This window comes from Streptomyces sp. NPDC005070, from assembly GCF_053600395.1.
Window position 1 is genome coordinate 106135 of record NZ_JBSFZS010000002.1, and the last position, 26682, is coordinate 132816.

Consider the following 26682-nt stretch of genomic DNA (forward strand, 5'->3'; position numbering starts at 1 on the left):
CGCCGACTCGGCTCACACGGGCCGGAGTTGCCGCCCGACGTGGCGATTGCGGGGCTGCGGGGGAGCCGGGCCGGTGCCGCTGCGCGCGGGCGGCACCGGCCCTTTTCACGTCGTGGAGCGGTGGATCGGCTGCTCTGTGGATCGGCGGCTCAGCGACTCAACCGCTCAGTGGCTCACTGGATCAGTCGAAGACGAACGGGCCCGGGGACTGCGGTGCGTCCGCCGTGCAGGTGATCGTGATGCCGAAGATCGTCATCTTCAGCGAGCCGCCGTAGAACTCCAGGCTGTCGCCGGAGGCGACGGTGCCGTCGAGGGGGCCCACCGACACACCGCTGCCGGCCGCCATCGCGGGGTTCTTCTTGCCGGTGAAGGCGGTGGTCCCGCCGTTCGCGTTCACCAGGGAGAGCGTCGAGGTGACCGAGTTCGCGGCGATCGGGATCGGGGCCGTGATGGCGGTCGAGCTGAGGGTGATGGTCGCGGCCGTGCCGTCCTGGGTGGCCGTGAGGGTGGCCGTGCCACCGCCGCCGATGGTGCAGGTCGCGTTGATGGTGGCCGTCTGGGGAGTGACGGCCGCGGCGGCCGGCGCGAAGGCCAGACCGGTCGCGGCGAGGGTGCCGGCGGCTAACGCCGAGACTGTTGCGAGTCGCTTGCCTCTCATCGAAATCCCTTCCCTTGTGGGGGAATTGCCATGTGGGGATGGTCGGGACGGAGCCGTCCGCCCTGGTCCGGGCACACGGGCTCCTCACCTCTGTGCCCGGTGAGGGTGCGGGGAGACGTGTACGCGGACCGTCCGCGGGTGGGGGTGCGGGACGCCGTGCGGAGGCGTGTCCGACGGTCCGTCGGAATGTGCGGTTCCCATTGAGGCGCGGGTGCCTCGCGATTGCAAGGGAAGGGAGCCCTTTCCTTCAACGGTCGTGAAAAGTGGCCGAAGTTGGACCCGGTCGGGAAGGCCGCCGGTGACTCGGTTCCGCGGCCCGGGAGGTCACCGCCGGCCGGTGGCGGGAGCGAGGTCCTGCAGGCCCACCACGCGCAGCAGCCGCAGACGCTCGTGGGACTCGGTGCCGGGGCGTGCCGTGTGGACGACGAGGAGCTGGTTGTCGGCGGAGCTGAGCAGGATCTCGCAGTCGAGTTCCAGCAGGCCGACCGTGGGGTTCAGGAACCGCTTCGTCGCGGAGCGCCGTACGGCGACCTCGTGGGACTCCCAGAGCTCCGCGAACTCCTCGCTCGTGGAGCGGAGTTCGGCCACCAGGGCGGCCGGGGCGGGGTCGGTGGGGCGGGCCGCGGTGACCGCGCGCAGGTTGGCGACATGGGAGCGGGCGTGCTCGGGGCGGTCCTCGGGCGGGAAGAGGGACCGGGAGGCCGGGTCGGTGAAGAACCGGCGCACGAGATTGCGCCCGGGTTCGGCCTGGCCCGTCAGCGCCGCCGCCATCGCGTTCTGCGCGAGCAGCTCGCCGTAGTCGGTCACGACCTGGGCGGGCGCGTCGTGCAGCCGGTCGAGGATCAGCAGGAGCCCCGGGCGCACGTGCGAGGAGGCGCCCGCGGCGCGGGGAGGTTCCTCGCCGGCCAGATGGAAGAGATGGTCCCGCTCGTCGCCGGTGAGCCGCAGAGCCCGTGCCAGCGCGCCCAGCATCTGACGGGAGGGGCGCGGCCCGCGGGCCTGTTCGAGCCGGGTGTAGTAGTCCACGGACATGCCCGCGAGCGCCGCCACCTCCTCGCGGCGCAGGCCGGGGGTGCGGCGCCGGGAGCCGGCCGGGAGCCCCACGTCGGAGGGCTCCAGACGGGCCCGGCCGCGGCGCAGGAAGTCGGCTGTCTCGGATCGGTCCACCACTCCAGGGTGACGCAGGCCACCGGTCTTATCCAGGGACCGCCGGTCCCTGGATCAGGAGGTCTCTCCCGCCCCGCCCGGCACGGGGGGACGGTGGAGGCCGACGAGAGGAACACATCATGCTGACACTGGTGACCGGAACCACCGGCGAGGTCGGACGCCGTTTCGTACCCCGTCTGCTGCGGCAGGCACCCGCCGGCGACCGGGTGAGGATCCTGGTCCGCGACGAGTCCCGGGCGACGGCCCTGGCCGGACTCACCGGCCCGACCGGCCGCGGGCCGGAGATCGCCGTCGGGGACCTGCGCGACTCCGAGACCCTGGGCAAGGCCCTGGCGGGCGTGGACGCTGTGGTGAACATCGCGGCCGCCTTCCGCGGCGTCCCGGACGACGAGGCCTGGGCGGTCAACCGCGACGCCGCGCTGGAACTGGGCCGCGCCGCCGTCTCCGCGGGGGTGCGCAGGTTCGTGCAGGCCAGCACCAATCTGGTGTACGGAACCGGCCGGGGCCGCCCGCTCACCGAGGACGACCCGAGCGTGCCCGGCGGCGAGATGTGGGGTGCCTACCCGGCCTCCAAGGCGGAGGCGGAGCGGGGCCTGCTCGCCCTGGAGGGCGGCATGGAGGTCCGGATCGGCCGCCTGCCCTTCGTGTACGGGGAGGGCGACCCGCATCTCGCCGCCTCGCTGAGGTGGGCCGGGCAGTGGGCCGCCACCCAGCGGCTTCAGATGGTCCACCACGCGGACGTCGCCCAGGGCCTGCTCCGGCTGCTCCAGGCCCCCGGCGTGGGCGGCACCCCGGTCTACAACATCGCCGACGACGCCCCCGTGACCACCGTCGACCTGCACCGGATCAACGGGGTCGAGGTGCCGCCCGCCCTGTACGAGCGCACCGACCCCGACCCCTGGAACGGCATCGTGTCCACCGATCGCATCCGCCACGACCTGGGCTTCCGCCCGGTGTACCCGTCCCTGTGGACGGCCCGCGACGCCGGCGCCCTGTGACCTGCCCGGCGGCCCTCTCCCGGCACCCGTCCGGGGAGCGCCGCCGGTTCAGTCCACCCCCTTGATCCGCACCACCAGCACCGCACCCGCGAGGCCGATCACCGCCGCGACCAGGTACAGGACCCGGTAACCGCCCAGGTAGGTCACGATCGGGGCGGCCAGGACCGGGGCCGCGACCTGGGGAAGAGCGTTGGCGATGTTGATGACGCCGAGGTCCTTGCCGCGGTCGAGGGCCTTGGGCAGCACGTCGGTCATCAGGGCGAAGTCGACGGAGGTGAAGACGCCGAACCCGACGCCGAGGACCGCCGCGGCGGCGATCGCGCCGGGCCAGGTCTGCCAGCAGGCCAGCAATGCCGTGGCCACCGCCATCAGCACGCCGGACCAGATCACGAACGGCTTGCGGCGCCCCAGCCGGTCCGACCACACCCCGCCCACCACGACCGTGGCGAGAAGCGTGATCCCGTTCACGGCGGTGAGGACGAGAACCCCCTGCTCGGGGTCGTCGAGGCGCAGCCTGTCGCGCAGGTAGTAGAGCAGGTACAGCAGCACGAGGGCGTTGCTGAGGTTGATCAGGAAGCGGGTCAGCCAGGCCCACGCCAGGTCGGGGTGCTCGCGCGGGCTCAGCCGGAAGGAGGCGAGGAACTCCCGCCCCGACCAGGGCGGCCGGGCCGACACGGGCAGCCGCAGGTCCTCGTGGCGCAGTACGTACGGCAGGACGCCCACCAGCGTGAACACCGCGCACGCCGCGTACCCGCCGCCGGTGCCCCCGGCCACCGTCGCGAGCCCGGTGCCGCCGACCACGCCGAGGATCTGCGCCGCCCCCAGCCAGCCGCCCACGCTGCCGCGCTGGAGCCGCGGCACCCGGTCGGGCACGGCCGCCGTGACCGCGGCGAACGCGGCGTTCAGGGTGAGCTGGACCAGACACCAGCCCGCCGCCATCGTCCACACGCCCCCCGCGCCCGCGAGGAGCAGCAGGGACAGCGCGCCCCCGGCCGCTCCGGCCACGATCCACGGCGTCCGGCGGCCCCGGCGCGCGGTCGTACGGTCGGACAGCGCGCCGAAGAGCGGGTTGGCGACCAGCGAGACGACCGCGCCCGCACCCGTCACCCAGGCCAGCATCGTCTCCTTGGACATGCCGCTGCCGGGCGCGAAGTCCTCCGCCTGGGAGGCGAGGAGGATCTGCAGCGGGCCGTACCAGCCCACCCAGATCGCCCCGTTGGCGAGCGAGAGCGCGGACGTCCAGCCCCGGCCGACCCGTTCGACGGGCTCGGCGAGCGCGGACAGGGGCGCGACCCGGTCGGCCGCGGTCATCTCTGCGCCCGCAGGGCGTCCCGCAGCCAGCCGTACGAGGCCTTCGGGGTCCGCTCCAGGGTGTCGTAGTCGACATGCACGAGCCCGAAGCGGCGCGCGTACCCCTCCGCCCACTCGAAGTTGTCCATCAACGACCAGACGAAATAGCCGCGTACGTCGACGCCCTGCTCCAACGCCCGGTGCAGCGCCCGGACATGACCGTCCAGGAAGGTGATCCGCTCCTGGTCGTCGATGCCGTCGTAACTGCAGCCGTTCTCGGTGATGACGACGGGCGGGAGCCGGTCGCCGTAGCGCTCGCGGAAGCCGGTGAGCAGCTCCGTGAGCCCCTCGGGCACCACCGCCCAGCCGAAGTCGGTGACCGGGTACCCCTCCAGTTCCTTGACGGTGAAGGGCAGTTCGGCGGGCAGGGTGAGCCCGCCGAACTCGATCTCCGCGCCCTCGGGGGCACCCACCCTGGTCGGCTGGTAGTAGTTGATCCCGTACCAGTCGACCGGCTCGCCGATGATCTTCAGGTCCGCCTCGACGTCGCCGGGCATCAACGCGTCGATGCCGTCGGGGTAGCGGCCCAGCAGGACGGGGTCGGCGAAGAGCCGGTTGAGCAGAAGGTCGTAGAAATCGGCCGCCTCGACGTCCTCGGTGCGGTCCGAGGCCGCCCAGGTCGGGCCGTGCGAGTTGGCGATCCCGATGTCGCCGGCCCCGGCCGCGCGCAGCGCCCGTACGGCGAGACCGTGGGCGAGGAGCTGGTGGTGGGCCACCGGCAGGGCGTCGAACATGAGCTGCTTGCCGGGGGCGTGCGCGCCGAGGGCGTGCCCCAGCAGGGTGTGCTCGGCGGGCTCGTTGAGAGTGATCCACTTCTTGACGCGGTCGCCGAGGCGCTCCGCGACGACCGAGGTGTACGCGGCGAACCGCTCGGCGGTGTCCCGGTCCGCCCAGTCCAGCTCCGCCGGCAGGTCCCAGTGGAAGAGGGTCGGCACGGGGCGTACGCCGGCCGCGCACAGCGCGTCGACCAGGCGGTCGTAGAAGTCGAGACCGCCGGGGGAGTTCACCCGGGGCCAGGAGACGGAGAAGCGGTACGCGTCCACGCCGAGGCCGGCCAGGAGCGCCACGTCCTCGGGGTAGCGGTGGACGTGGTCGCAGGCCACCGCCGCCGTGGAGCCGTCCTTGATGTGACCGGGCCCGGCGGTGAACGTGTCCCACACCGAGGGGGCGCGTTCGTCCACGGCCCCCTCGATCTGATGGGCCGAGGTGGACACGCCCCAGAGGAAGCCGGACGGGAACTGGGGGAGCGGGTTCGTCGCCATGCGCGATCATCTGTACCCGCGGTAACAGAAGTCAACGGGTCGGCGTGAACCCGCGGTCGGCCGTGTTCAGGCTCCCTCCTTCATGTGCCCTCCTTCAGGCACCGCCCTTCAGGCGCCCTCCTTCAAGACCCGGGAGATCAGCTCGCGCTGGCCCTCCGTAAGTGCCGGGTCGGCGGCGTGGACGGTCCTGCCGTCCACGGTGATCTCGTAGTGGAAGCCGTCCGGGACGCCGGCCGGGGGCGTGTCCCGTCCGGCGGCGAGTGCCCGCTCGGCCAGTGCGTGCCACTCGGGGGCGTCGGGCCGTGCCGAGGTGTCCACCTCGGCACGGCGCTCGATGCCCGCGAACCCGCCCGTACGCCGCACTTCGATACGCATGGGGTCCTGTCTAGTACGAGTCGGGCGCCCGGGGCTACGACCCTTTCCGCCGGGCCTAGGCGGACGGCACGCCGACCTGTTCCCAGGCCTTCGTCACCGCCTGCAGTTCCTCCCCCTCGTTGTACCGGGTCCGCGCCGCGGCGAGGGTGAGCCGCGCGAAGTCCGAGAAGAGGGCCTGCTGCGGCAGTTCCCCGCCGGTCAGCACGTCGTACCAGATCTGTCCGGCCCGCTCCCACGCGTGGCCGCCGAGGGCCTGGGCGGCGAGGTAGAAGGCGTGGTTGGGGATGCCGGAGTTGATGTGGACGCCGCCGTTGTCCCGGCCTGTGCGGACGTAGGCGTCCATCGTTCCGGGCTGCGGGTCCTTGCCGAGCACGTCGTCGTCGTAGGCGGTGCCCGGTGCCTTCATGGAGCGCAGGGCGGTGCCGGTGACCCGCGGGGCGAGCAGCCCGGCCCCGATCAGCCAGTCGGCCTCGCCGGCGGTCTGGCCGAGCGTGTACTGCTTGATCAGCGAGCCGAAGACGTCCGACATGGACTCGTTCAGGGCGCCCGGCTGACCGAAGTACGTGAGGTTCGCCGTGTACTGGGTGACGCCGTGCGTCAGCTCGTGGCCGATCACGTCGACCGGGAGGGTGAAGTCGAGGAAGATCTCGCCGTCGCCGTCGCCGAACACCATCTGCTCGCCGTTCCAGAAGGCGTTGTTGTAGCCCTTGTCGAAGTGCACGGTGGCGTCGAGCGGCAGTCCCTCGCCGTTGATCGAGGTGCGTCCGTAGGCGTTCAGATAGAGCTCGAAGGTCGCGCCGAGGCCGGCGTACGCGCGGTTGACGGTGGCGTCCTTGCCGGGCTTGTCGCCCTCGCCGCGGACCTTCTTGCCAGGGAGGTCCTGGCGGTGTCGGGCGTCGTAGATCGTGCGGTGCGGCGCGTGGTCGTCGGCCCCCGCCGGCGCGGCGACGGCGGGCGCGCCGATGACGGTGGTCAGCCGGCGGTGGGTGCGCTCGTACGCGTCGCGCTCCAGGGTCTGGCGCGCGGGACCGGAGAGCGCGGGGTCCTCGTGCCGCGCGAGCTTGTCGAGGACATGGGGCGGAACGATGGTGCAGTGGACGGGCTCGAAGCCCCCGTTGGTCGTCATGCCCGGCACCCTTGCACTGAGTGATGTGTATGTCACTACGTGCAACCATGATTGGTGAAATGCGGAGATAAGGAGCCGGAGATTCCGGCTGGAAGTGGTATGGCGCACTTTTTGTCCTTTTTGGGGCGCGCGATCCCGCATACTGATACAGCCCTCCGCACGGAGCGTGGCTCCGCTAGGCTGCGGAGCATTATGCGTTTCGGGCTGCTTCTTCTTAGCTGCCGCGGCGAGGGCCTGTAGTCGAGGCCGACCCCCTCCCCGCGGAGTCTGGCGTTGCGCCGTCGGCCGTCCTTTCGGACATCCTGAGGAGCCTACGCATCATGGCGGACAGCCAGATCAGCCAGCACGCCCGCATCAACCGTCAGCGGCCCACGTCGATGCCGGTCCACAAGTACGGCCGGTACGACCAGGTCGACATCCCCGACCGCGACTGGCCGAACAACCGGATCACCGTCGCTCCCCGCTGGCTCTCCACGGATCTGCGCGACGGCAACCAGGCCCTGATCGACCCCATGTCGCCCGCGCGCAAGCGCGAGATGTTCGACCTGCTGGTCAAGATGGGCTACAAGGAGATCGAGGTCGGCTTCCCGGCGTCGGGCCAGACGGACTTCGACTTCGTCCGCTCGATCATCGAGGACGAGACCGCGATCCCGGACGACGTGACGATCTCCGTGCTGACCCAGGCCCGCGAGGACCTGATCGAGCGGACCGTCGAGTCGCTGAAGGGCGCCAAGCGCGCCAACGTGCACCTGTACAACGCCACCGCGCCGGTCTTCCGCCGCGTCGTCTTCCGCGGCTCGAAGGACGACATCAAGCAGATCGCCGTCGACGGCACGCGTCTGGTCGTCGAGTACGCGGAGAAACTGCTGGGCCCCGAGACCGAGTTCGGGTACCAGTACAGCCCCGAGATCTTCACCGACACCGAGCTGGACTTCGCCCTGGAGGTCTGTGAGGCGGTCATGGACGTCTGGCAGCCCGGTCCGGGCCGCGAGATCATCCTCAACCTGCCGGCCACGGTGGAGCGTTCGACCCCCTCCACGCACGCGGACCGCTTCGAGTGGATGGGCCGTCACCTGTCCCGCCGCGAGTACGTGTGTCTGTCGATCCACCCGCACAACGACCGCGGCACCGCCGTCGCCGCCGCCGAGCTGGCGCTGATGGCCGGCGCCGACCGCGTCGAGGGCTGCCTGTTCGGGCAGGGCGAGCGCACCGGCAACGTCGACCTGGTCACCCTGGGCATGAACCTGTTCTCGCAGGGCGTCGACCCGCAGATCGACTTCTCCGACATCGACGAGATCCGTCGTACGTGGGAGTACTGCAACCAGATGGAGGTCCACGCGCGCCACCCGTACGTGGGCGATCTGGTCTACACGTCCTTCTCCGGCTCCCACCAGGACGCCATCAAGAAGGGCTTCGACGCCATGGAGGCCGAGGCGGCCGCCAAGGGCGTCACCGTCGACGACATCGAGTGGGCCGTCCCGTACCTGCCCATCGACCCCAAGGACGTCGGCCGTTCCTACGAGGCCGTCATCCGGGTCAACTCGCAGTCGGGCAAGGGCGGTATCGCGTACGTCCTGAAGAACGACCACAAGCTGGACCTGCCGCGCCGGATGCAGATCGAGTTCTCGAAGCTCATCCAGGCGAAGACCGACGCCGAGGGCGGCGAGGTCACGCCGAAGGACATCTGGGCGACCTTCCAGGACGAGTACCTGCCCAACCCCGGCAACCCGTGGGGTCGTATCCAGGTCAGGAACGGCCAGTCCACCACGGACAAGGACGGCGTGGACACGCTGACCGTCGAGGCCACGGTCGACGGCGCCGACACCGTCCTGAGCGGCACCGGCAACGGCCCGATCTCCGCGTTCTTCGACGCCCTGCAGTCCATCGGCATCGACGTCCGCCTGCTGGACTACCAGGAGCACACGATGAGCGAGGGCGCCTCCGCGCAGGCCGCGTCGTACATCGAGTGCGCGATCGGCGACAAGGTCCTGTGGGGAATCGGCATCGACGCGAACACGACACGCGCCTCGCTGAAGGCCGTCGTCTCCGCCGTCAACCGCGCGGCCCGCTGACCCCGTTCACCTGGTTCTTTCCGGCCCCGTCCGCCTTTCGAGGCGGGCGGGGCCCGGTCGTATCCCGGCCAAATCGTGTGCAGGTCACAAGCAGGTCTCGTCCCAGGTACTGACTACACCTCAACAATGTGGCTAACATCACGCCAGCGCGGCGATGTTGCCGCGTGGTTACGGAGGTGTGCGACGTGCTGCCAGGATGGGGACGAAACGGTCGTGCAGTTCAGGTTCCCCGCTTCCTGGGCACCCGTACGGCGTGGAGCACCGTCGGCGACGGCGAGTTCTTCTGCCCCGGCTGCGGCGGCGACCGCAACTACCAGCGGCTCACCGGCCGGCGCCGCTTCACTCTTCTGGGTGTTCCCGTCCTCCCGCGCGGCGAGACGGGGCCCGTCGTCGAGTGCGCGGCCTGCAGCCGCCACTACGGCGCGGACGTCCTCGACCACCCCACCACCACCCGCTTCTCCGCGATGCTCCGCGACGCCGTCCACACCGTCGCCCTCGCGGTCCTCGCGGCGAGCGGTGGCTGCGCCCGCTCCTCCCTGGAGACCGCCGCCGCGACCGTCCGCTCGGCCGGCTTCGACGACTGCACCGAGGACCAGCTCAGCGCCCTCGTCGAGGCCCTCGCCGCCGACACGGGCCGCTTCTTCGGCGAGCCCTGCGGAGCGAGCCTGGCCATAGAGCTCCACGAGGCGCTGGACCCGCTGGCCCCGCACCTCGCCCCGGCGGGCCGCGAGGCGATCCTCCTCCAGGGCGCCCGCATCGCCCTCGCCGACGGCCCCTACACCCCCGCCGAACGCGACGCCCTCGCCACCGTCGGCGCGGCCCTGACGATCTGCTCCGACGACGTGACCCGCCTCCTGGCCACGGCCCGCACACCGTCGTAGACGCCCGCCGCCGCACTACTCCCCAGGGAGTAACGACGGCCCCGGCACACCCGGCGCAGTAGGGCCCGGCTCGCTCCCGCGAGCGACGAAAGGCGTCCGGCGGGCCGGAAGTCTGGAACTCGGTAACCAGACATCCGGACCGAAGGGAGGCCCTGTCCATGGGGGCCGCAGAGACAAGTACGCCGTCGCGGCGGCGGGCCGTGCCGTGGGCGGTGCTCGCGCTGTGGATCGGACTGCTGGCCGTCGTCGGCCCGTTCGCGGCGAAGCTGTCGGACGTGCAGCACGACCGTGCCGTCGACTATCTGCCGTCGAGCGCCGACTCCACGCGGGTCGCGAAGACCGAGGACCGACTGCCCGGAGGCGAGACCACCGAGCTGGTGCTCGTCTACCACCGCGACGGAGGACTCCGGCCGGCCGACCGGGACACCGCGGCCCGCCAGGTCGCCGCGATCACCCGGGCTAACCCGCTCACCGGCACCCCCCGGGCCGTGCCGTCCTCCGACGGCAGCACCCTGATGTATCCGGTCGCCAGCAACGCGCCCGGCACCGACGAGAAGAAGCGCGACGCGTTTGTGAACGACGTCCGCGACGTGGCCCGGGACACCGGCGGGATGAGCGTCGTCGTCGGCGGGCCCGGCGCCCTGGCCACCGACGCGGGCGAGGTCTACAACTCGCTCGGCGGGCCGCTGCTCTACACCACCGTCGCCGTCGTCGCCGTCCTGCTCATCCTCATCTACCGCAGCCCGCTGCTGTGGCTCGTACCGCTCGCCGTCGCGGGCGTCGCGGACTATCTGTCGATGGGCGTCGCCTACGGCCTGCACCAGGCGTTCGGCACGAGCGTCTCCGGCCAGAGCTCGGGCATGATGACGATCCTCGTCTTCGGCGCCGGAACCGACTACGCCCTGCTGATCATCTCCCGCTACCGGGAGGAACTGCGGCGAGTGGAGCGGCCCTACGACGCCATGAAGGAGGCACTGCGCGGCTGCGGGCCCGCCGTGCTCGCCTCCTCCGGGACCGTCGCGGCCGGACTGCTGTGCCTGCTCGCCGCCGACCTCAACAGCAGCCGGGGCATGGGCCCGGCCGGCACGATCGGTGTGCTCTGCGCCCTCCTCGCCATGCTGACCCTGCTGCCCGCCGTCCTCGTCCTGCTCGGCCGGCGGGTGTTCTGGCCGCTCGTCCCCGCCTACGGCAGCGAGCCCCGGCGACGCCGGAGCCTGTTCTCCGCGATGGGGTCCTCGGCCGGCCGCCGGCCGCTCGTCGTCCTGGCGGGCGGAGGCGCCCTGCTCGGGGCGCTCGCCCTCGGCACCCTCAACCTGCCGGGCGCGCTCAAGCAGGAGGACTCCTTCGTCCACCGGCCCGACTCGGTCACCGCGATGGAGACACTCGCCCGCGCCTACCCCGGGCAGGGCACCCAGCCGATCACCGTGATCACCCCCACCGGACGGGCGGACGCCACGCTGTCCGCCGCACGCGGGCACACCGGCGTCGCGAGCGCCGAACGCGGACGCAGTGGCGGAGGCTGGACCGAGATCTCCGTCATCGCCCGCGGCGCCCCGCAGTCGGCGGCCGAGACCGCCACCATCAAGGCCCTGCGGGCGGACCTCGGCGGATCGTACGTCGGCGGCCCCAGCGCCCAGCAGCTCGACCTCCAGGACACGAACGCCCGCGACCGGCTCGTCGTCGTCCCGATCGTGCTCGTCTCGGTGCTGCTGATCCTGATCCTGCTGCTGCGCTCGCTCGTCGCGCCGCTGCTGCTCGTCGCCGCCGTCATCGCGGTGTGGGGCGCGGCCCTCGGCATCGGCGGCCTCGTCTTCGGCCCGCTGTTCGGGTTCGAGGGAACCGATCCCGGCCTCGGCCTGCTGTCCTTCGTGTTCCTGGTCGCCCTCGGCGTCGACTACGGCATCTTCCTCATGCACCGGATGCGGGAGGAATCCCTCGCCGGCGCCGAACCGGCCGCCGCCGCGCTCACCGCGCTGCGCACCACCGGAGGGGTGATCGCCTCGGCCGGCCTCGTCCTCGCGGCCACCTTCGCGGTGCTCACGAACATGGGGCTCCTCCAGCTCGTCGAGCTCGGCTTCGTCATCTCCGTCGGGGTGCTGCTCGACACCTTCCTCGTCCGTACGTACCTGGTGACGAGCGCGAGCGTGGCACTGGGACGGAAGGTGTGGTGGCCGGGCGGCCTCTCCCGCGAGCCGGACCCGGAGAAGGCCGGACGACAGGACCCCGTCCCCGTCGGCTGACCCGCACCCACCGGACGACGGACATCGGGCGCCCCCGCCTCCCGCGGGGGCGCCCCCTCACGGAAGATGAAGCGGTGGACGTCAAACGCATGCTGCACCTCACCGGCTTCGGACACCGGGGCACCACCGACCCGGCGCGGGTCCTGCGCCAGGACGCGCTGCTCGCGGGCGCGCTGCTGCTCCTCGACGTCGCCGTTGCGCTCACCCTGAACACGGACGGCCGCCGGCCGGACGCGCTCGGCTGGAGCCTGCTGGTCGCCGCCCACCTTCCGATGATCTTCCGGCGGCGTGCCCCGCTCGCCGCGTTCCTCGGACTCGTCGCCTGCGTCGCCCCGTACCACGCGCTCGACTTCGACCACAGCGCGCCGCTGCTCGTCTCGATGACCGCGCTGTTCACCGTCGCCGTCACCGGGAGCCCGCTGCGCTCCCTGGTCGTCGGCGGCGGGGTCATCGGCATCATGCTCACGGTCAAGTTCGGGCAGGGTGCCGCCGAGGGCGCCCAGGCGCTGCGGATCACCGGCTGGATCGTCGCGTTCATCGTGCTCGGCGTGTACGTCCGGGTGCACGGGCAGTACTTCGCCTCGGTCGTCGAACGCGCGGAGCGCGCCGAGCGCACCCGCGAGGAGGAGGCCCGCCGCCGGGTCGCCGAGGAGCGGCTGCGCATCGCCCGGGACCTGCACGACCTGCTCGCCCACAGCATCACCCTGATCGGCGTGCAGACCTCCGTCGCCGCGCACGTCCTGGCCGCCGACCCCGGCCGGCTGGACCGTACGGCCGTCGCCAAGGCCCTCGACGACATCTCCGAGACCTGCCGGACCGCGCGCGGCGAGCTGCGGAGCACGCTGGAGGTGCTGCGTGACACCGAGCACGGCGGCGGCGACGGCCGGGGCCCGCTGCCCGGCCTCGACGGCGTGCCCGATCTGGTGGCGGCGGCCCGTTCGGCGGGCACCCGGGTGGAGGCGTCGTCCGTGGTGGGGGCCGACGGTGTTCCCACCGCCGTGGGCGCCGCCGCCTATCGCATCGTCCAGGAGGCGCTGACCAACGCGGTACGGCACGCGGGCCCCGGGGTGGGCGTCCGCGTGGAGCTGGACACGGACGGCTGGGCGCTGCGCGTGCGGGTCACCGACGACGGCATCGGGGACGCGGGCGGCCCGCCCGGCTTCGGTCTGGTGGGGATGCGGGAGCGGGCCCGCAGCGTGGGCGGCACCGTGGAGACCGGGACACGGGAGGAGGGCGGATTCGCGGTGCTGGCCGTCCTGCCCCTGCGCACAGCGCTGCCGGACCAGCGGCCCGACCCCGGCCCCGGCCGTGGATCGGTGCCGGACCGGCGACCCGACCCCGACCTCGGCCGTGGATCGGTGCCGGACCAGCGGCCCGACCCCGGCCCCGACCGTCGATCCGTGCCGGAGCGGCGTCCGGAGCCTCTGTCCGTACGTGACGCCGACGCCGTACGCGACGACCGTCACGCACCCGGGACCGGTCCCGCGGTCGTGGCCGAGCCGGGAGAGGGCGGGCTCCGATGACCATCCGGGTGGTCCTCGCCGACGACCAGAACCTCGTACGGGCCGCGTTCGCCATGCTCGTGGAGTCGGCACGGGACATGGAGGTCGTCGGGCAGGCCGCCACCGGCCGGGAGGCCGTCGAGCTGGCCCGCGCCGCACGCGCCGACCTGGTCGTCATGGACATCCGCATGCCCGACCTGGACGGCATCGAGGCCACCCGGCTCATCGCGGCCGACGAGGACCTCGCCGGGGTCAGGGTGCTCGTGCTCACCACGTACGACACCGACGAACACATCGTGGAGGCGCTGCGCGCGGGCGCCTCCGGCTTCCTGGTGAAGGACACCCGGCCCGCCGAACTCCTCGACGCGATCCGCACCGTGGCCGCCGGGGACGCGCTGCTCTCGCCGGGCCCCACCGCCCGCCTGGTCGCCCGCTTCCTGCGCGCCCCCTCCGTCCCCGCGCTCGCCGCGGGCGGTCCCGAGGGGCTCTCCGAGCGCGAGCGCGAGGTGCTCACCCTCGTCGCACGCGGCCTCAACAACACCGAGATCGCGGCGGCGTTGGGGCTCAGCCCGCTCACCGCGAAGACCCACGTCAGCCGCATCATGGGCAAGCTGGGCGCCCGCGACCGGACCCAGCTCGTCATCGTGGCGTACGAGTCGGGCCTGGTGACCCCCGGAGACACGGGCCGGGCCTGACCGGCGGCGGCCGAGAGCCGGAGCCGGGCCGGGGCCGGGCCCACCCCGGCAGCAGCGGCCGAACGCGTGATCCGAAATGACTGACGTCCCATCAGCATGCCGTGAAAGCACGGGTATTGCCGCGGCACCCTGGGCACATTAGGTTCACCGGGACATCCCACGTCCCACGTCGTTCCATGTCCGACGCCGTCGACGTAGTCCAGGGAGTGTCATGACCAGCATGAGCCGCATGGTCGCGTTCGCCACCGCCGCCGGACTTCTCACCGCCCTCGCCGCCACCGGTCACGCCGCCTCCGCCGCGCCCCGGGGCGCCGGGGACTGCACCTCCTCCGTCCCGTACACCGCGGGCCAGGACGGCTACGACACCTACCGCATCCCGGCGACCGTCACGACCGGAGCCGGCACGCTGCTCGCCTTCGCCGAGGGGCGGCACAGCGGCGCCGGCGACACCGGGAACATCGACGTCGTCCTCAAGCGCTCCTTCGACGGCGGCTGCACCTGGAGCCCGATGCGGGTCGTCGCCTCCGGACACGGCGACACCCGCGGCAACCCGGCGCCGGTGGTGGACCCCGGAACCGGCCGGATCGTGCTGCTCACCTCCTACAACAGCGGTGCGGTCACCGAGGCGCAGATCATGCGCGGCGAGGTCACGGCGGAGCAGAGCCGCCGCGTCTTCGTCCAGACCAGCCGTGACGACGGGCGCCACTTCACCGCCCCGCGGGACATCACCGATCAGACGAAGCTGCCGGGCTGGCGCTGGTACGCCACCGGTCCCGGCCACGCGATCGCCCTGCGCCACGGACCGCACGCGGGACGCCTGGTCGTGCCCGCCAACCACTCCGCCGCCCCGCCCGCCGGGTCCACGGACACCGGCCAGGAGGCCAGGTACTACGGGGCGCACGCGCTCTACAGCGACGACGGCGGACGCACCTGGCGGCTCGGCTTCGTCGACGACTCCTACGACGGGACCGACAACGCCAACGAGAGCTCGGTCGCCGAACTGCCCGACGGCAGGCTCTACTTCACCTCGCGCGACCAGAACGGCACGAGCACGGGCAACCGCCTCGACTCCTACTCAAGCGACGGCGCCGAGACCCTGGACCGCCCCTTCGCCGTCCAGCCCGACCTGAACGACGTCCCCGTCGTCCAGGGCAGTGTCCTCCAGCTCACCGGCCGCTTCGCCCCGCTCCTCTTCTCGGGTCCCTCCGTCCCCACCGTCCGCCGGTCCATGGCCGTCTGGCGCAGCGCGACCGCGGGCGCGGACTTCGACAAGGCGACCACCCTGTCCACGCGGCGAGCCGCCTACTCGGACCTCGTCCAGCTCGGCGCCTCCCGGGTCGGCATCCTCTACGAGACCGGCGACGCGGGACCGTACGAGACCATCGAGTTCCGGCGGCTGCCGCTGAGCGGGCCGCTCGGGTGACGACAGGCTCTGGCTCAGAGCAGTCCCGCCGAGGCCAGGTACTTCCCGACGCGTTCGACCTCGCCCGGCGACAGCGGCACCTGGGGTTCCGCTGTCGCGGCGCAGTCGATGACGCCCCGCAGGGACAGCGCGGCCTTGAAGGCGCCGAGCGCCGAGGAACTGCCGCCCATCCGGGCCGGATCGCCGACGTCCACCAGGCCGAACAGCTCGCACAGCCTCTCCTGTTCCGCCCGCGCCCGCTGCCAGTCGCCCGCCGCGCACAGCTCGTACAGCCGTACGTAGCCCACCGGGTCCACGTTGGCCAGGCCGGGGACCACGCCGTCCGCGCCGAGGGCCAGCGCCGAGTCCACGACCACCTCGGAGCCGGTGAGCGCGGTGAAGCCGCCGGCGCCCGGGCGGGTACGGGCGCCGGTGACGACCGCGCGGAAGGCGCCGAGGTCGCCGCTGGAGTCCTTCAGGCCCGCCAGGACACCGTCGGCGGCGAGTTCGAGGACCAGTTCGGGGCTCAGCTTGGTGTGGACGGAGGCGGGGAGGTCGTACGCGAACAGGGGGAGCGAGGCGCGGGCGGCGACGACACGGAAGTGCCGGGCGATCTCCGCGGGATGGGTGCGGGTGTAGAAGGGGGCCGTGACGACGATCGCGTCCGCGCCCGCGGCACGGGCGGTGCGCACGTGGTCCAGGACGCGGGGCGTCGTCATGTCGATGGCGCCGGCCAGGACCGGGAGCTGACCGGCCACATGCGCCACCGTCGTCTCCACCACCCTTTGGCGCTGCGCGTCCGTCAGATAGGCCACCTCGGACGTCGAGCCGAGGACGAACAGACCGTGCACCCCGGCGTTCACCAGGTGGTCGATCAGCCGGGTGAGCGACGGGACGTCCACCTCGCGGTCCGGTGTCAGGGGCGTGCAGACGGGCGGTACGACACCGGTCAGCGGGGCGGGGAAGGTCATGAAGGCTCCCGGATGTGCTGCTGGAACGGAACGTCGGCCAGGGCGGCGGACTCGGCCTGCGCGACGAGGGTGCGCGTCGACCGGCCCTCCTCGACAGGATGGTGGCACCGGAAGCGGTGGCCGGGTGCCGACGCGGCCGTGAACTCCGGCATCCGGGTCGCGCATTCCGTGTCCGCCTTCCAGCAGCGGGTGCGGAACGGGCAGCCGCTCGGCGGGCGCGTCGCCGAGGGGACGGGCCCGGTCAGCGGGATCGGCTCGACGGGATCCAGCAGGCCCGGGGTCGCCGAGAACAGCGCCCGGGTGTACGGGTGACGCGCGCCGTCGGTGACCTCGCCCGCCGGGGACTCCTCGACGATCCGGCCGAGGTACATCGTGATCACCCGGTCGCTCATCCGGCGCACCGTCTGGATGTCGTGGGACACGAACACCAGTGCCAGGCCGAGGCGTTCCTTCAGGTCCAGCAGGAGATTGAGGATCTGCGCGCGCACCGACACGTCCAGCGCGCTCGTCGGCTCGTCGGCCACCACCAGACCGGGGTCCAGGGCCAGCGCGCGGGCGATCGCCACCCGCTGGCGCTGACCGCCGGAGAGCTGGCCGGGCAGCGCGTCCGCGAGCGCCCGGGGCAGGCCGACCAGGGACATCAGCTCCCGCACCCGGTCGGCCCGTTCGGCCGCGCTGCCGCGCCGGTGCACATCCAGCGGGTCGCGCAGGATCCGGCGCACGGTCAGCCGGCGGTTCAGGGCCGTCGACGGGTCCTGGAAGATCATGCCCGTGCCGGCGCCGACCACCGTGCGCCGCTCGTCCGGTGTCAGGGACCACAGGTCACGGCCGCGGAAGGTCACCGTGCCGGACGTCGGCCGCTGCACCCCCACCAGCACCTTCGCGAGCGTCGACTTGCCGCAGCCCGACTCGCCGACGACGCCGATCGTCTCGCCGGGCGCCACGGCGAGATCGGCGCCCGTCAGCGCGTACACCCGGTCGCGGGTGAACACACCGCCGCTGCGCGCCTTGTGGACGACATGCGCGTCGGAGAGGCGGACGAGCGCGTCCGCAGGGGAGGTGCTCATTTCACGGCCTCGCTCTCCGTCGTCACCAGGTCGACGGCCGGGTGGTGGCAGGCCGCCGTGTGCGTGTGCGCGCCGAGGAGGTCGGGCGCCGTCGCCCGGCACACCTCGTCGGCCATCGGGCACCGGTCGGCGAACCGGCAGCCGGCCGGGAAGTCGGCGGGGGAGGGGACGACTCCCCTGATCTGCGTCATGCGCTCGGCCGCCGACTCCAGGGACAGGACACTGCCCAGCAGCCCGCGCGTGTAGTGGTGGGCCGGGGACTCCACCAGGTCCGCCGTCACCCCCGTCTCGACGATCTGGCCGCCGTACATCACGACCACCCGGTCGGTGACCGCCGAGATCAGCGCCAGGTCGTGCGAGACGAGGACCAGGGCGAAGTCCAGCTCCGCCCGCAGCCGCAGCAGCAGCTCCATGACCTGCGCCTGGACCGTCACGTCGAGAGCCGTCGTCGGTTCGTCCGCGATGATCAGCGCCGGCTCGCGGGACAGCGCCATCGCGATCAGCACCCGCTGGCGCTGGCCGCCGGAGAGCTCGTGGGGGTAACTGCGCAGGGTCCGCTCGGGATCGAGACCGACCAGGGCGAGGAGCTCGGCCGCCGTGCGCCTGCCGCCCCGCCGTATCACCTGCTTGAGCTGCGCCCTGACCGTCATCGCCGGGTTCAGGGACGACAGCGCGTCCTGGTAGACCATCGCCATCTCGTGGCCCAGCAGCCGGCGCCGTACCCGCATCGGCTCGCCGACCAACTGCCGCTGCCGGAACCGGACCTGGCCGCGCACCCGGGCGCCCTTGGGCTCCAGGCCCATCACCGTCAGGGCCGTCAGCGATTTCCCGCAGCCCGACTCGCCCACCAGGCCCAGGACTTCGCCGGGGTACACCTCGAAGCTGATGCCGTCGACGATGTCCACACCGCCGTGCCGGTGGTCGAAGCCGATGGCCAGACGCTCGACGGCGAGAACGGGCTGCCCGTCCGTGACGGGCGGGCGGGCCCGCGCGCGCAGCCGGGCCGCGGCCCGCGCCAGACCGGGCAGTTCGACGACCGTGCCGCTGCCCGGCTCCGGGGCTTCGAGCCGGTCCCCGGCGGGCGGCACCGACACCTCGCGGGCGGCCGGCGCGGCCCACGCGTCGGAGACACCCTCGGAGAGGATGTTCAGCGACAGCACGGTGACCAGCATCAGCAGGCCGGGGAAGACGGTGGCCCACCAGCCGCCGGTCAGCACCATGTTCTTGCCGTCGGCGATGACACTGCCCCAGGACGGGTCCGGGGGCCGTACGCCCGCGCCGATGAAGGACAGCGAGGCCTCGAACACGATCGCCTCGGCGACCTGCACCGTGCAGAACACCAGGACCGGGGCCGCGCAGTTGACGGCCACGTGCCGGAGCACGATGTGCGGGGTACGGGCGCCGATCACCTGCTCGGCGGTGACGTAGTCCTCGCCGTACTGGTCGAGCACGTTCGCCCGCACGACCCGGGCGACGGGCGGGGTGAACAGGAACGCGATCGCGCAGATCAGCACGGTGATGCCGCCGCCGAAGACGGCGACGAGCACGGCGGCGAGCGCGATGCCGGGGAACGCCATCACCACGTCCAGCGCGCGCATCAGCGTCTCGTCGACCGCCTTGCGCGAGGTCGCGGCGAGCGCGCCGAGCAGCGCGCCCACGACCAGGGCGAGCGCGGTGGCGCCGAGCCCGATGGCCAGGGACCAGCGGGCCCCGTACATCAGCCGGCTGAGGATGTCCCGGCCGAGGCTGTCCTGCCCCATCCAGTGGTCCGCCGACGGATGCCCGGTGCCGTCCGTCTGCGGCTGCTGGTCGAGCGGGTCGTGCGGCGCGAGCAGCGGGGCGAACAGCGCCACCACGAGGACCAGGGTCAGGAAGCAGACCGCGATCCTCGACAGCGGCGGCAGTCTGCGCAGGCCGCGCAGCCGGATGCCGGGCCGGGCGAGGGCGAGGGCCAGTTCCTTCCGCGTGAACATCAGGACGCTTCCCTCAGTCGTGGGTTGACCAGCAGATACAGGATGTCGATGACGAGGTTCACGACCACGAAGCCGATGGCCGTGGTCAGCACGACGCCCTGCACGACCGCCGGGTCCCCGTTCTGCACGGCGTCGATCATCAGCTTGCCCATGCCGGGCAGGGAGAAGATCGTCTCGATGACGACCGCCCCGCCCAGCAGATAGCCGACCCGCAGCCCCAGCACGGTGAGCGGGTTCATCAGGGCGTTGCGCAGGACGTTGCGGCCGACGACCACCCGGGGCGGCAGCCCGCTGCCGATCGCGGTGCGTACGTAGTCCTTGTCGAGCTCCTCGACCACGGACGTCCGGACGATCCGGGTGAGCTGGGCGGCGACCGGCAGGGAGAGCGCGAGCGCCGGAAGCGCCATGGTCTTCAGCCAGCCGGTCAGCGAGTCGGCCGGGTTGATGTAGCCGCCGGTCGGGAACCAGCCCTGGTCGACGGCGAGGTACTGGATCATCAGCAGCGCCAGCCAGAACCCCGGTGCGGCGACCCCGGTCAGGGACACCACCCGGATGATCTGGTCGGGCAGCCGGTCGCGGTGGATCGCCGCCGTCACCCCGCCGAGCAGCGCCAGCACCACCGCGATGCCGAGCCCCAGGAAGGTGAGCTGAAGGGTGAGCGGCAGCGCGGTGGTGACCTGTTCGACGACCGGCGCCCTGGTCAGGGCGCTGGTGCCCAGGTCGCCGTGCAGCAGGTCTCCCACGAAGTGGACGTAGCGTACGGGCAGCGGATCGAGCAGCCCGTTCCGCTCTCTGAAGTCGTGCAGTTGCCGCGGGGTCGGGTTGGCGCCCTGGAAGAACGCGGACGCCGGATCGACGTCCGAGAACCGCATCACCAGGAACACGAACAGGACGATCCCGAGCATCAGCGGCACGAGCAGCGCGACGCGGCGCAGCAGGATCCTGACGATGGCGACCACGTACGAACTCCCTTGTCGCCTAGACCCACTTGGCTTGCAGCAGGTTGATGCCCGGATAGGGCTGAGGCCTTATCCCCGCGAGCCGGCGCGGATTCCACGCCGTCATCAGCTCGTTGTGCACGACCGGGTAGAGCACGGCCTGTTCGGCGACGACGTCGATGTAGTCCTGGATCATCGTCTTCTTCTTGTCGGCGTCCGGTTCCTGGGTCGCCCGGTCCATGTCCTTGAAGAGCTGCCTCGCGACGGGGTCGCCGGCCCAGCGGGCGTAGCCCATCCAGAGGTTCTGGGGGCCGTAGTTGTAGTGCATGATCAGGTCGGCGTCGAGGCCGAACTGGTTGGGGTTCGAGGCGGCGGCGACGACCTGGTAGTCCTGCTTCTGGTCCATCTTGGTGAACACGGCCGTGGTCTCCTGCGGGGACAGCGTCGTCCGCACGCCGATCGCGTCCCAGGACGCCTTGACGGTCGGCAGGCAGTCGACGATCCAGCTCACGTTCACCGACAGGATCTCGATCTCCAGCCCCTTGACCCCGGCCTCCTTCAGGAGCCTCTTGGCCTTCTCCGGGTCGTAGGAGTAGACGGTCTTCGCGGGCCGGTAGGAGGGGTTGGCCTCGTTGAGGAAGGAACTCGACGGCTTCCCGTGCCCTTTGAGCGCGACCTCGACCATCTTGCCGGTGTCGATGGCGTAGTGCAGCGCCTGACGGACGCGGACGTCGTCGAACGGCTTGTGCCGGGTGTTGAACATCAGGAACAGGTTGTTCATGCCGGCGCCGCCCTGGACGGTCATGCCGCCCTTGCGGAGCTGAGCGATGTTGGCGTACGGGATGTTGTCGGCGATCTGGGCCCCGGCGCTCGCTCCGGAGATCTTCGCGACGCGCGGCGCGGCGTCCACTATGGTCAGCCAGTTCATCTTCTTGAAGGCGGCCTTGCGCGGCCCGTTGTAGGCGGCGAACGCCTCGAACGTCGTGTTGGACTTCGGGTGGTGCGCGGTCTGCCGGTAGGGGCCCGAACCGACCGCCTTGCCCTTGATCGCGTCGTCCCAGGCGCCCGGCCGCGAGAAGACGTGCTGGGGCATGATCTTCGCCAGGGTGAGCCGGGAGATCCCCTCGGGGAACGGGAACTTGAGGACCAGCTCGACGTTCTGCGCGTCGATCTTGCGCACTTCCTTCAGCCAGGGGGCGAAGAAGCCCTTGGCGAGCGTCTGGGTCTTCGGATCGAGTATCCGGTCGAAGACGAAGACCACGTCGTCGGCGGTCACCGGCTTCCCGTCGTGGAACGTGGCACCGGCGCGCAGCGTGAACTTCCAGGAGGTGCCGGTGAGGTCGGCGGGCACCTGGGTGGCGAGCGCGGCGTAGGGCTCGCGGGAGATCGGGTCGGTGTCGAGCAGGCCCTCGTAGACATGGTTGTTGGCGGCCATGCAGAAGGCGGACGCGGTCTGTGTCGGATCCCAGCTTCCGTCGTTCCCGTAGCCGATCACGGCCGTCAGCGTGGCGTTCTGTCCGCTGCCCGAACCGCCGGTGTCGTTCGTCGACTCCGGCCCGGACGAGCAGGCGCCGAGCGTCGAGGAGAGGGCGGCGGCCGCGCCCAGGGCCCCGGTGTACTTCAGGAACGACCGGCGGTGCGGCGTCGGAGTGGGGTTCACGTCGCGCACGGTTCCTCCAGCAAGGAGTGGTCCAGTTGAACGGTCCGGTGAGGCGGTGGAGCGGTCGGTCGGCCGGCCCGGGACACAGGAGATACGACGTCCTACGTCATGGGGGGCAGCGCGACCATAGGAGGGGGCGCTGAGGGGGTCAAGGGCCCGCACACGAATGGCGTATCTTCCACAGGTGCGACCAATGGCGGTATGAAACAGGGGCAGTTGGCCGAACTTGGCGTTTAATCAGCCCGGAGGTGGAACGTCCGATGTCCAGCGAGCGTACGATGCGGCGCATGCCTGAGGAGACCGGGAACCGGCGCCGGCCCGAGCGCCGGGTGAGCGGCCGGATCCAGCGCGAGGTCATGCAACTGATCCTCGACCAGGGGCTTCCGGCCGGTGCGCCGCTGCCCACCGAGACCGAGCTGATGAGCGATCTCGGCGTGAGCCGCAACTCGGTCCGTGAGGCGCTCAAGGCACTTCAGGCGCTCGACATAGTCGAGATCCGGCACGGCTACGGCACCTATGTGGGTGAGGCGTCCATGACGCCGTTCGTCGACGGACTGACCTTCCGCACGCTCGCCCGTCCGGACGATCCGACCGCGGCACTGGCCGAGATCCTCCAGGTCCGTGAAGTGCTGGAGGAGGGGCTGATAAGCCGGGTGGCCCAGGTGCTGACCGAGGAGGAACTGGACCGGCTCGAAGCCGTCGTCACCGAGATGGAGACGGCGGGCGACGACGGCCGCTCCTTCCCCGAACTCGACAGCCGGTTCCACGAGTTGCTGTACGCCTCGCTCGGCAACCCGCTCGTTCCCCAACTGCTCGGCGCGTTCTGGACCGTCTTCCGGCGGGTCGCCGCGGTGCGCGGCTGGAGCGACGACATCACCCCGGAGGTCACGGCCCGCCGCCACCGCGACATCCTCAGCGCTCTGCGGGTACGGGACGTCGAGGGCGCTCAGCGTGCGATGGCCGACCACTTCCGGGGCATCGAGGCCCGCGCCGCCCAGGGCTCCCGCGGCGTGAGCTGAAGCGGGCCCACGCTCCGAGCCTGCTCTCTCCCCCTCCGGGTCCCGTCGGCACCGGTACCGACCGGTCCGTGCGCCCCGGGTTCGCGCCATCCCGCGGGCGGCGCCGCCCGCGCCCACCCACTCCGGGTTCGCCACCCCCGGCGCGCCCTAGGCTGGACCCGTGCCCGGCATCCAACCCGACTCCTCGCCCGACTCCCCGGCCGACAGCGTTCTCTGGGACGCGGACGGCGCGGGGGTGCTGTCCCTGCCCTCCGGCCGGCTGATCCGGGGGCGGGCGCTGCGCCGGCCGCTTCCGGCCGACGGGAGCCCCGTGCCGACGTACGCCGTGCATCTGCTCGGCGGGCAGCCGCCCCCGGTCCCCTGGGAGGCCCACTGGCTGCGCTGGCCCGACTTCCGGCTGCCCGCCGACCGGGCGGAGGCCCGCGCGGTGCTCACGGAGGCCTGGCGACGGGCGGCCGGCGAGCGCGTCGAGCTCGCCTGCCACGGCGGCCGGGGCCGCACCGGCACGGCCCTGGCCTGCGTCGCCGTCCTCGACGGCGTACCGCCCCGGGAGGCGGTGGGGTACGTACGCCGGCACTACGACCGGCACGCAGTGGAGACACCGTGGCAGCGCGCGTACGTACGCCGCTTCGGCGCACGCGACTGATCCGGCCGGCCCCCGGGGCTCTCCCTAGGGGCGGGTCGCCCGGAAGCGGAGGACGCCGCCGTCCGGGTGCACGGCCACGGACACGTCCGTGAAACCGGCCGCTTCCAGCCGCGCCGGGAGCCCCTCCGGGTCGACGGTGTTCATCGTGTCGCGCACATGCAGCAGCCGGAAGCGCAGGCTCGGCCGGCTGTCGCTGCCCGCGAAGACGCCGCCGGGGCGCAGCACCCGCGCGGCCTCCGCGAAGATGCGGTCCTGGTGGGCGGCAGTGGGCACGTGGTGCAGCATCGTGAAGCAGACGACGGAGTCGAACGAGGCGTCCGGCAGCGGAAGTTCGGCGCCGTCCGCGTGCAGGACGGTGGCCCGTCCGCCCCACTGCCCGGTCAGCAGCCGCGCGGTGTCCGCGTCGATCTCGGCGGCGGTCAGACGGGGCACCGACTCGATCAGGACCCGCAGGTTGGCCCCGTAGCCGGGCCCGATCTCCAGCACGTCGTCGCCCAGCTCCACGCCCTCAAGGGCCCAGGGCAGGATGTGCTCCTTGGTTTTCCGCGCCCAGTTCTCTGAGCTGCAGATTCTGCGGTGCGCTCGGTTCATCGGCATGACAGCGACGCTAGGCGAGCAGGCCCGACGTCCACCACGGGCTACGCTGCCGACCCATGTCGCGATACGGACAGGGGCCGGCCGCGGCGGGCACCGCCATTTTCGTCGGGCACTTCACCATGCCCCGGGGCACCGCCTTCGCCGCGCACACCCATCCCGTCCACCAACTGGCCGTTCCGATACGCGGGTTGCTACGGGTGAGCAGCGAACGGGGTTCCTGGCTGCTGCCGCCGTCCCTCGCCCTGTGGATCCCGGCCGGGCTGCCGCACGTCACCGAGGCCGCGGGCGACGCGGTCATGCACAGCGCCTACGTCGACCCCGGGTGCTGTCCGCAGATCGCGTGGACGGAGCCGACGGCCGTGGCGGTCGGACCCCTCCAGGCCGCCCTCGTCGAGCACTTGGCGGGACCCGGACTCCCCGGCGAGCACCGCTCCCGGGCCGAGGCCGTGCTCCTGGACGTCCTGACACCCGTCCCCGTCACGAGCGTCGCGGTGCGCGTGCCCCGGGACCCGCGGGCCCGCGCCGTCGCCGACGCGCTGAGCGCCGATCCGGCCGACGGGCGCCCGATGTCCGCGTGGGGTGCCGAAGTCGGCGCCGCCGAGCGGACCCTGGCCCGGCTCTTCGTGGCCGAGACGGGCCTGCCCTTCGGCCAGTGGCGCGAACGGCTGCGCATGCAGGCCGCGATGCCGCTCCTCGCCGACGGCCTGGCCCTGGAGACCGTCGCCCGCCGCACCGGTTACGCCTCCGCCAGCTCCTTCGTGGCCGCGTTCCACCGCGTCGTGGGCGTCACGCCCCGCCGGTACTTCCCGCCCCGGCCGTGAACGGCCCGCCGAGGAAGGCGGTCCAGGCGTCCGTGCCGATCAACACCACGGGCCCGTCCGGCACCTTGCTGTCCCGGACGGGGACGAGCCCGGGGACTCCGTCGGCGACTTCGAGGCAGTTGCCGCCCTCGCCGTTGCTGTGACTGCTTTTGCGCCAGCGGGCGTTGCTCAGGTCGTGGCCGCGCATCGTCTGAAGTCCTCCGCCGTCGCCTCGATCAGGGCAAGGGACGCCTCCGGTGACAGTGCGACGGCCCTGAGCAGATCGTAGGTGTGCTGTGCGCGCTTCACCACAGCCGGATCGTCGACGAGCGTTCCCGAAAAGGACGTCTCCGTATAGGCGGTCGGCGGAGCGTCCTCGAACTCCATGAGCCGGAGATCCCCGGTCATGAGCGCGTGCGCCCCGGCCGCGTACGAGATCACCTGGACGGCGGCCCTCCGCTCACGCACCACGCCCACGAGGTGGGCGAGCTGCCCGGACATCGTCGCCGCCCCGCCCACCGGGATGCGCAGCACGCTCGTGCAGCACCGCCCAATACATCGGCCTTGTAGCGTCGGCCAGTACATGGGCCCGCTCGAGCCGGGCGGTCACCTTCTCCTCCACGTACTCGTCGGTGGCGAACGGATTCGCGGCCAGCGTCACGGCCCGCGCATACCCCGCCGTCTGCAAAAGACCCGGCACCAGCGCGGGCGCGAACTCCGCGATCTTCGTTGCCGTCCGCTCCAGTTCGACCACCGCCGCGAAATACCCCGCGTAGCGCTTGTCGTCGATGAGCTTGTGCCACATCCGCTCGAAGAAGCCGTCGCCGCCCGGCAGTGTGTCGATGCGCTGGGCCACGTCCAACTGAGGCTTGCGGATGGCCTGTTCGAACTGGCCGATATAGCCACCGGAGACGAAGACCCGAGCCCCCAGTTCCACTTGCGTGAAACCTGTGTCCTCCCTGCGTCGTTTCAGTTCTGAACCGAAAAACTCCCAGGCGGCCTGCCGCGAACCGTTGGCCATGGGCCAACCCCCTTGCACTGCACCGCGCTTGTAGCGGACGGAACCCTGCCGATTCTAGATGCGGAGCGTCACGATGAAGATGCGAAGCGTGAAATCGACAAGGACCGGTGGGCCGGGTGAAGGAAGAGCGCGCACGAGCACAGGCGTCGACGGACGGGCGACAGCACGGACGACGACAGCACGGACGAACGCACGGACAGACCCACGTACACACGCCGCCTGACGGGCGGCGGGACTCGGCGCACCGCGTCGAAGAGACGGA

General features: G+C 72.0%; 22 protein-coding genes and 2 pseudogenes. 10 read left to right on the plus strand and 14 right to left on the minus strand.

Translation table 11 applies throughout. The features are described from left to right. Positions 1-181: 181 nt before the first annotated feature. Complete coding sequence (locus ACWEBX_RS01265; protein ID WP_451882832.1) at positions 182-658, minus strand: hypothetical protein; 477 nt, start codon at positions 656-658, stop codon at positions 182-184. A gap of 324 nt (positions 659-982) precedes the next feature. Beyond that, a complete protein-coding gene (locus tag ACWEBX_RS01270) occupies positions 983-1825 on the minus strand; it encodes a helix-turn-helix transcriptional regulator (RefSeq protein ID WP_451882833.1) in 843 nt (280 codons plus the stop codon). A 119-nt stretch (positions 1826-1944) separates the two neighbouring features. On the opposite strand from ACWEBX_RS01270, the gene ACWEBX_RS01275 reads away from it, so the two are divergent. After that, a complete protein-coding gene (locus ACWEBX_RS01275) occupies positions 1945-2823 on the plus strand; it encodes an NAD-dependent epimerase/dehydratase family protein (RefSeq protein ID WP_451882834.1) in 879 nt (292 codons plus the stop codon). Positions 2824-2871: 48 nt separating this feature from the next. Here the strand turns inward: ACWEBX_RS01275 and ACWEBX_RS01280 are convergent, their stop codons facing one another. The 4 genes from ACWEBX_RS01280 to ACWEBX_RS01295 form a co-directional block, all read right to left on the minus strand. Next, positions 2872-4134: an MFS transporter gene (locus ACWEBX_RS01280; RefSeq protein ID WP_451882835.1), complete on the minus strand. Its 1263-nt coding sequence runs from the start codon at positions 4132-4134 to the stop codon at positions 2872-2874. Next, complete coding sequence (locus tag ACWEBX_RS01285) at positions 4131-5435, minus strand: GH1 family beta-glucosidase (protein WP_451882836.1); 1305 nt, start codon at positions 5433-5435, stop codon at positions 4131-4133. Before ACWEBX_RS01285 ends, ACWEBX_RS01280 begins: the two co-directional genes overlap by 4 nt. Positions 5436-5543: 108 nt before the next feature. Continuing rightward, positions 5544-5810: a protealysin inhibitor emfourin gene (locus ACWEBX_RS01290; RefSeq protein ID WP_451882837.1), complete on the minus strand. Its 267-nt coding sequence runs from the start codon at positions 5808-5810 to the stop codon at positions 5544-5546. A gap of 55 nt (positions 5811-5865) precedes the next feature. Beyond that, positions 5866-6936: a M4 family metallopeptidase gene (locus ACWEBX_RS01295; protein ID WP_451882838.1), complete on the minus strand. Its 1071-nt coding sequence runs from the start codon at positions 6934-6936 to the stop codon at positions 5866-5868. A 320-nt stretch (positions 6937-7256) separates the two neighbouring features. Here ACWEBX_RS01295 and leuA point away from each other — a divergent pair, with 320 nt between their 5' ends. From leuA to ACWEBX_RS01325, 6 genes and pseudogenes are all read left to right on the plus strand, one after another. Next, on the plus strand, positions 7257-9008 hold the full coding sequence (leuA, locus tag ACWEBX_RS01300) for a 2-isopropylmalate synthase (protein WP_451882839.1): 1752 nt from the start codon (positions 7257-7259) through the stop codon (positions 9006-9008). Positions 9009-9193: 185 nt separating this feature from the next. Beyond that, positions 9194-9889, plus strand: coding sequence for a TerB family tellurite resistance protein (locus ACWEBX_RS01305; RefSeq protein ID WP_451882840.1), 696 nt, complete (start codon positions 9194-9196; stop codon positions 9887-9889). 158 nt (positions 9890-10047) lie between these two features. Next, positions 10048-12129: an MMPL family transporter gene (locus ACWEBX_RS01310; protein ID WP_451882841.1), complete on the plus strand. Its 2082-nt coding sequence runs from the start codon at positions 10048-10050 to the stop codon at positions 12127-12129. 89 nt (positions 12130-12218) lie between these two features. Beyond that, positions 12219-13394 (plus strand): annotated as a pseudogene (locus ACWEBX_RS01315) (sensor histidine kinase); the annotation flags it as partial. Positions 13395-13648: 254 nt separating this feature from the next. Further along, positions 13649-14326: a response regulator gene (locus tag ACWEBX_RS01320; protein ID WP_451882842.1), complete on the plus strand. Its 678-nt coding sequence runs from the start codon at positions 13649-13651 to the stop codon at positions 14324-14326. A gap of 211 nt (positions 14327-14537) precedes the next feature. Then, the gene (locus ACWEBX_RS01325) at positions 14538-15749 is read left to right on the plus strand and encodes a sialidase family protein (protein ID WP_451882843.1); all 1212 of its coding nucleotides are present in this window, start codon (positions 14538-14540) and stop codon (positions 15747-15749) included. A gap of 14 nt (positions 15750-15763) precedes the next feature. Here ACWEBX_RS01325 and ACWEBX_RS01330 read toward each other — a convergent pair whose 3' ends face one another. From ACWEBX_RS01330 to ACWEBX_RS01350, 5 genes are read right to left on the minus strand one after another with little or no spacing between them, the layout of a single operon-like run. Continuing rightward, a complete protein-coding gene (locus tag ACWEBX_RS01330) occupies positions 15764-16699 on the minus strand; it encodes a dihydrodipicolinate synthase family protein (RefSeq protein WP_451882844.1) in 936 nt (311 codons plus the stop codon). Then, complete coding sequence (locus ACWEBX_RS01335) at positions 16696-17766, minus strand: oligopeptide/dipeptide ABC transporter ATP-binding protein (protein WP_451882845.1); 1071 nt, start codon at positions 17764-17766, stop codon at positions 16696-16698. Before ACWEBX_RS01335 ends, ACWEBX_RS01330 begins: the two co-directional genes overlap by 4 nt. Continuing rightward, a complete protein-coding gene (locus ACWEBX_RS01340) occupies positions 17763-19739 on the minus strand; it encodes a dipeptide/oligopeptide/nickel ABC transporter permease/ATP-binding protein (protein WP_451882846.1) in 1977 nt (658 codons plus the stop codon). The genes ACWEBX_RS01335 and ACWEBX_RS01340 overlap by 4 nt, the downstream gene beginning before the upstream one ends. Next, a complete protein-coding gene (locus tag ACWEBX_RS01345) occupies positions 19739-20698 on the minus strand; it encodes an ABC transporter permease (protein WP_451882847.1) in 960 nt (319 codons plus the stop codon). The genes ACWEBX_RS01340 and ACWEBX_RS01345 overlap by 1 nt, the downstream gene beginning before the upstream one ends. A 19-nt stretch (positions 20699-20717) precedes the next feature. Beyond that, positions 20718-22346, minus strand: coding sequence for an ABC transporter substrate-binding protein (locus tag ACWEBX_RS01350; RefSeq protein ID WP_451882848.1), 1629 nt, complete (start codon positions 22344-22346; stop codon positions 20718-20720). 269 nt (positions 22347-22615) lie between these two features. On the opposite strand from ACWEBX_RS01350, the gene ACWEBX_RS01355 reads away from it, so the two are divergent. After that, entirely contained in the window at positions 22616-23356 is a 741-nt protein-coding gene (locus ACWEBX_RS01355) for a FadR/GntR family transcriptional regulator (protein WP_451882880.1), read from the plus strand. A gap of 169 nt (positions 23357-23525) precedes the next feature. Beyond that, positions 23526-24002, plus strand: a complete 477-nt coding sequence (locus ACWEBX_RS01360; RefSeq protein ID WP_451882881.1) for a protein-tyrosine phosphatase family protein — start codon at positions 23526-23528, stop codon at positions 24000-24002. Between the two features lie 24 nt (positions 24003-24026). Here the strand turns inward: ACWEBX_RS01360 and ACWEBX_RS01365 are convergent, their stop codons facing one another. Beyond that, a complete protein-coding gene (locus ACWEBX_RS01365) occupies positions 24027-24599 on the minus strand; it encodes a class I SAM-dependent methyltransferase (RefSeq protein ID WP_451882849.1) in 573 nt (190 codons plus the stop codon). 56 nt (positions 24600-24655) lie between these two features. On the opposite strand from ACWEBX_RS01365, the gene ACWEBX_RS01370 reads away from it, so the two are divergent. Further along, complete coding sequence (locus ACWEBX_RS01370; protein WP_451882850.1) at positions 24656-25420, plus strand: AraC family transcriptional regulator; 765 nt, start codon at positions 24656-24658, stop codon at positions 25418-25420. Here the strand turns inward: ACWEBX_RS01370 and ACWEBX_RS01375 are convergent. Further along, complete coding sequence (locus ACWEBX_RS01375) at positions 25386-25607, minus strand: DUF397 domain-containing protein (protein WP_451882851.1); 222 nt, start codon at positions 25605-25607, stop codon at positions 25386-25388. The genes ACWEBX_RS01370 and ACWEBX_RS01375 overlap by 35 nt on opposite strands. Further along, positions 25589-26420 (minus strand): annotated as a pseudogene (locus ACWEBX_RS01380) (helix-turn-helix domain-containing protein). The gene ACWEBX_RS01375 and the pseudogene ACWEBX_RS01380 overlap by 19 nt, the downstream one beginning before the upstream one ends. Positions 26421-26682: the final 262 nt, after the last annotated feature.